Here is a 4939-nt window from a genome sequence, read left to right on the forward strand (position 1 = left end):
CCTCGGCCGCCTGGGTAACCGGGAGACGCCGACGGTGCTGTCGATCCTGGTGTTCGAGGACCTGGCGATGGCGGTGTACCTGCCGGTGCTCACCGCCGTGCTGGCCGGTGTCGGATTCGTGGCGGGGATGACCACGGTCGGTATCGCGCTGGTCGCGGTGACCCTGGTGCTCATCGTCGCGCTGCGATACGGCAGGTACGTCTCGGCGATCGTGGCGAGTGAGGATCGGGAGATCTTCCTGCTCAAGCTGCTCGGTTCGGCGCTGCTGGTGGCGGGTATCGCCTCGGCGGTGCAGGTGTCGGCGGCGGTCGGTGCGTTCCTGCTCGGTATCGCGATCTCGGATTCGACCGCGCACGACGCCACCAAGATCCTCGAACCGTTGCGTGATCTGTTCGCGGCGATGTTCTTCGTGCTGTTCGGTTTGAGTACCGATCCGGCGAGTATTCCGCCGGTGCTGGGCTGGGCGGTGCTGTTGGCGGTGGTCACCACCGTCACCAAGATCGCCACGGGGTGGTGGGCGGCCAAACGGGCGGGGGCCTCGCAACTGGGCCGCGCTCGCGCGGGTACCGCGTTGGTCGCGCGCGGTGAGTTCTCGATCGTCATCGCCGGCCTGGCGGTGGCCGCCGGAGCGGTGCCCGCCGAGTTCGCCGCACTCGCCACCACGTACGTGTTGCTGATGGCCATCATCGGCCCGATCGGCGCCCGCATCGTGGAACCGGTGATGCGACTGGTGGTCGGTCGCAAGCAGCGTGTGACGGTCGACCCGCACGCAGAATAACCACCCGTGTCCGGGCCCCCGCGCGATCGTTCGCTGCGGGGGCCCTCGGTGTTCTCACGGCTCGATCAATCCGGCGCGGATGGCGTATCTGGTCAGGTCGAGCCGGTCGCGCAGGCCGAGTTTCTGCAGGATGTTGGCACGATGCCGGTCGACGGTCTTCGCGCTGATCACCAGCTCGGCGGCGATCTCGCGCGCCGAGTACCCCTCGGCGATCAGCTTGAGCACCTCCTCTTCGCGCGGGGTGAGGATCGTTTCCGGCAGCGCGGAGCCCTGCCGGGCGAGTTGCAGGTAGTCGCGCACGAGTGCGGTGACCGCGCCCGGGTAGAGGAACGACTCACCGCGCATCGTGGCCCTGCACGCCTCGATGAGGTCGCGATCGGCCACCGACTTCAGCACGTAGCCGGAAGCGCCCGCCTTCAGCGACTCGAAGAAATACTGCTCGTTGTCGTACATCGACAGCATCAGGATGCGCACCGGGTGGTTGTTCCTGGTGATCTCGCGGGCGGCCTGGATGCCGGTCATCCGCGGCATGGCGATATCGAGGATCACCAGGTCGATGCCGTCGTCGGCGAGGGCGGTGACCGCGTCCAGCCCGTTGGCGGCCTCGGCGACCACGAGCAGGTCCGGTTCGTTGTCCAGGATCATGCGCAACCCGCTGCGCACCAGGGCGTGGTCGTCGGCCAGCAGAATCCGGGTCGGCGCGCTCATGCGGGCACTCCTTCGCGTGCGGCGACCGGGACGATCAGTTCGACCGCGGTACCGCCCGATGCCGGGGATGTGATGGTCAGCGTGGCGTCGATCAGCATCGCGCGCTCGCGCATCCCGCGGATGCCCGCCCCGTCCTCGACCGCGCCGCCGCGACCGTTGTCGGTCACCCGCAGCAGCACGGTGCCGGCTCGCGGTGCGATCAGCAAGCTCACCGCGTCGGCGTCGGCGTGGCGCAACACGTTCGTCAAGCTCTCCTGAGCGACCCGGTAGCAGACGAGTTCGATGTCGGGGTCGAGGCGGCTGATCGCCGGGTCGACCTCGCGGCGCACGGAAATGCCTGCCGTGCGGCTGAATTCGTGACACAGCGCGGTGATCGCGCTGTGCAGGCCGAGTTCCTCGAGCACGTCGGGCCGCAGCCGCGCGGCGATCCCGCGCACCTCGTCCAGACATCCGCGCACTGTTTCCTGCGCCTGCTCGACGTCCTCGCGCAGGTCGGCGGGCGCCCGGTCGACGACCCGTTTGAGCCGCAACAGCGCCACGGTCAGGCTCTGGCCGATCTCGTCGTGCAGTTCGCGGGCGATGCGCCGCCGCTCACCCTCCTGGGCGGCCAGCGCGGTCCCACCGGCGACCGAACGTTCGGCTTCCAAGCGGTCGAGCATCGCGTTGAAGGTCTCGATCAGCTGATGGAAGTCCCCGCTCGCGCCGCGCTCGAGGCGGACCGCGCGCCGGGGCGGATCGACGCGGCGCATGGAGGCGACCAGCTCGTCGAGCGGAGCCAGCGACGTGCGCAGCGCCACGGCGTTCGCCGTCAGGATCACCGCGAGCCCGATCACCAGCACCGGCACCTCGGTCAGGCGCAGCCGGGCCGACACCGTGGCCGGTGAGAAGGCCAAGATCAGCGTGCCGAGGGTGAAGATCACGCCGTTGAGCAAGCAGATCCGCCAGAACAACGCCGTCACCGGCGTTCGGATTCGCCGCGAGCGTCCTGCTCGCAGCGCTGCGAGACGGTTCATGACACCAGCATGCTGGCGCCCCCGCGTTCTGTCCATGGTGCCCAGCACCCATCCCGCACCCGTTGACCGGCACCGACCTGCCCAGGAAATGGGTGTCACGGCCGATAGTGCCCGCCACCTGCGCGAACCAGACTTCGATCAGACGCTTTCGACGATCCGAGGAAGGACCGCCGGCCATGGATATCGACCGGACCACGATCCCGGGAGCCGGTGTGCTGCACAGCTTCCACACCCGCCACGGCATTCGCTTCGCCCTGCTGACGCACTCGTCGGGTGCGCGACGCCTGCTCGCCTACGCGGGGGGCAGCGACGAACCGACGGTCGACATCGAGCTGGAACCCGACGAGGCCGACCAGGTCGCCGAGCTGATGCGTTCGCGGCCGTTCGGCGACCGGCTCGCCCGCCTGGAACAACGCCTGGACCACCTGACCGGACGGCAGGCCCAGCCGTGAGCACCGTCGAATCCCCCCGGAGCCATGCCATGCGCGCACGCGATATCGCGATGAACCTGCCGACCGTTCGCACCAGCGACCCCGTCGCCCGTGCGGTGCGGCTGATGGTCGTCAACCGGTTGCCCGGTCTGATCGTCGTCGACGAACTCGACCGGCCGGTGGCGGTCCTGCCGGGAACCCAGGTACTACGCCTGGCGATTCCGGCCTCCTATCACGACGACCCGACGCTGGTCCGCACGATCGACGAGGTGCACGCCGACCTGTTCTGGCAGGAACCCGGCAGCCTCACCGTCGGCGACTGTCTGCCCGACGGCGCGAGCAAGCCGGCCACCGTCCCCCCCGACGCGACCCTGCTCGAAATCGCGATCCTGATGGCGCGCAAGCACAGTCCGCTCATCGCCGTGGTCGACCGTTCGCGCACCCTGCGCGGCGCGATCACCCTGGAACGGTTGCTGACCAGCCTCGCTGTCGTCGGCCCCGGCGACTGAACGCCACGCCGCGCATGGCTGCAGCGCTTGCCGTCGTCATCTTCGTGATCGCCTTCTTCTTCATCGCCACGGAGAAAGCCGACAAGGTCAAAACCGTCCTGATCGCCGCGGGCGCGATGGCTCTGCTCGGCCTGATCCCCGGCGACGAGGTCTTCTATTCCGCCCACGAGGGCATCGACTGGAACGTCATCTTCCTGCTGCTCGGGATGATGATCATCGTCGGCGTCATCAAGCAGACCGGCCTGTTCGACTACCTGGCGATCTGGTCGGCCAAACGTTCGCGCGGTAACCCGTATCGCCTGATGGTGATGCTGATGTTGATCACCGCGGTCGCGTCGCCGTTTCTCGACAACGTCACCATCATCATGCTGGTCGCCCCGGTGACGCTGGTGGTGTGCCGACGTCTCGGCATCGCCGCGCAACCGTTCCTGATCGCCGAGGTGCTCGCGTCCAATATCGGCGGCGCGGCGACGCTGATCGGTGACCCGCCCAACATCATCATCGCCAGCCGGGCCGGGCTGACGTTCAACGACTTCCTCGTGCACATGGCCCCGATCGTGGTGATCACCTTCGTGCTGTTCGTCGCGCTCACCCGGGTGCTGTTCCGCTCGGCGCTGCGCACCGATCCCACCTCGGTCGACGCGGTGATGGCGCTGCAGGAACGGCGCGCGATCCGCGATCCGAAACTGCTGGTGCGCTCGATGATCGTGCTCACCGGTGTGGTCGTCGGCTTCTGCCTGCACCGCGTGCTGCACGTCGCGCCGTCGGTGATCGCGCTGGTCGGTGCGGGCATCATGGTGCTGGTCTCCGGCCTCGATATCGGCGATGTCCTACACGAGGTGGAATGGCCGACGCTGGTGTTCTTCATGGGTCTGTTCGTGATGGTCGCGGGTCTGGTGCACACCGGGGTGATCGCCACGATCGGTGACGCCGCGATCGGCTGGGTCGGGGACAACTACTTTTTGGCCGCGACCGCGCTGGTGTTCGGTTCGGCGATTCTCGGCGCGTTCGTCGACAACATTCCCTATACCGCGACCATGGCGCCGGTGGTGGAGGACATCGTCGCGGGCGCGCCGGATCCAGCTACCGGGCAGGCGCTGTGGTGGGCGTTCGCCTTGGGCGCCGACTTCGGCGGGAACGGCACGGCGGTGGCGGCCAGCGCCAATGTGGTCGCCCTCGGGATCGCCGCCCGCGCGGGACAGCGGATCACCTTCTGGCAGTTCACCAAGTACGGCATGTTGGTCACGCTGCTCAGCAGTGTCATCGCCTGGATCTATGTGTGGATCCGGTACTTCTGAGTCCCGCGACGGTGCTCACCCGACGTGGCGGGTGACGATCCGGTGGATCAGCCGGGCGGCGGTGCGGGCGGTGGGGGTGTGGATGTGGGGGCGCGGGTTGAGGTGGGGGGCCAAGACAAACCCCAGGGTGGCGCACGCGGCGGCGCCGGGGCCCACCGCCGGGGTGTGGGTGTGTTAAAAAAAAAACCCGGGCCCCGAGAGT

The 4939-nt window shown here is 68.3% G+C and carries 6 protein-coding genes; 4 read left to right on the forward strand and 2 right to left on the reverse strand.

The features are described 5' to 3' along the window. A partial coding sequence (locus ACFWF3_RS24205; RefSeq protein WP_379315394.1) for a cation:proton antiporter occupies positions 1-778 on the forward strand: 778 nt, incomplete at its 5' end. Positions 779-832: 54 nt separating this feature from the next. Here ACFWF3_RS24205 and ACFWF3_RS24210 read toward each other — a convergent pair. Together ACFWF3_RS24210 and ACFWF3_RS24215 are read right to left on the reverse strand one after the other, a co-directional pair. Next, the gene (locus ACFWF3_RS24210; protein ID WP_364405344.1) at positions 833-1486 is read right to left on the reverse strand and encodes a response regulator transcription factor; all 654 of its coding nucleotides are present in this window, start codon (positions 1484-1486) and stop codon (positions 833-835) included. Next, positions 1483-2499, reverse strand: coding sequence for a histidine kinase (locus tag ACFWF3_RS24215; protein ID WP_379315396.1), 1017 nt, complete (start codon positions 2497-2499; stop codon positions 1483-1485). Before ACFWF3_RS24215 ends, ACFWF3_RS24210 begins: the two co-directional genes overlap by 4 nt. A gap of 176 nt (positions 2500-2675) precedes the next feature. Between ACFWF3_RS24215 and ACFWF3_RS24220 the strand changes: the two genes are divergently transcribed. From ACFWF3_RS24220 to ACFWF3_RS24230, 3 genes are read left to right on the forward strand one after another with little or no spacing between them, the layout of a single operon-like run. After that, the gene (locus ACFWF3_RS24220; RefSeq protein WP_378988297.1) at positions 2676-2951 is read left to right on the forward strand and encodes a hypothetical protein; all 276 of its coding nucleotides are present in this window, start codon (positions 2676-2678) and stop codon (positions 2949-2951) included. 29 nt (positions 2952-2980) lie between these two features. After that, on the forward strand, positions 2981-3439 hold the full coding sequence (locus ACFWF3_RS24225; RefSeq protein WP_378988294.1) for a CBS domain-containing protein: 459 nt from the start codon (positions 2981-2983) through the stop codon (positions 3437-3439). Between the two features lie 14 nt (positions 3440-3453). Next, positions 3454-4737 carry an ArsB/NhaD family transporter gene (locus tag ACFWF3_RS24230; protein WP_379315398.1) on the forward strand — a complete coding sequence of 428 codons (1284 nt, stop codon included), beginning with the start codon at positions 3454-3456 and terminating at the stop codon, positions 4735-4737. The last annotated feature ends 202 nt before the right edge of the window (positions 4738-4939 follow it).

The sequence above is a fragment of the Nocardia sp. NPDC060220 genome (genome assembly GCF_042727815.1).
Taxonomy (GTDB): Bacteria; Actinomycetota; Actinomycetes; order Mycobacteriales; family Mycobacteriaceae; genus Nocardia.

Bases quoted from the DNA above. Each gene is read 5' to 3' on its own strand.
- ACFWF3_RS24210 (WP_364405344.1), bottom strand. From the start codon at position 1,486: ATGAGCGCGCCGACCCGGATTCTGCTGGCCGACGACCACGCCCTGGTG.
- ACFWF3_RS24215 (WP_379315396.1), bottom strand. From the start codon at position 2,499: ATGAACCGTCTCGCAGCGCTGCGAGCAGGACGCTCGCGGCGAATCCGA.
- ACFWF3_RS24220 (WP_378988297.1), top strand. From the start codon at position 2,676: ATGGATATCGACCGGACCACGATCCCGGGAGCCGGTGTGCTGCACAGC.
- ACFWF3_RS24225 (WP_378988294.1), top strand. From the start codon at position 2,981: ATGCGCGCACGCGATATCGCGATGAACCTGCCGACCGTTCGCACCAGC.
- ACFWF3_RS24230 (WP_379315398.1), top strand. From the start codon at position 3,454: ATGGCTGCAGCGCTTGCCGTCGTCATCTTCGTGATCGCCTTCTTCTTC.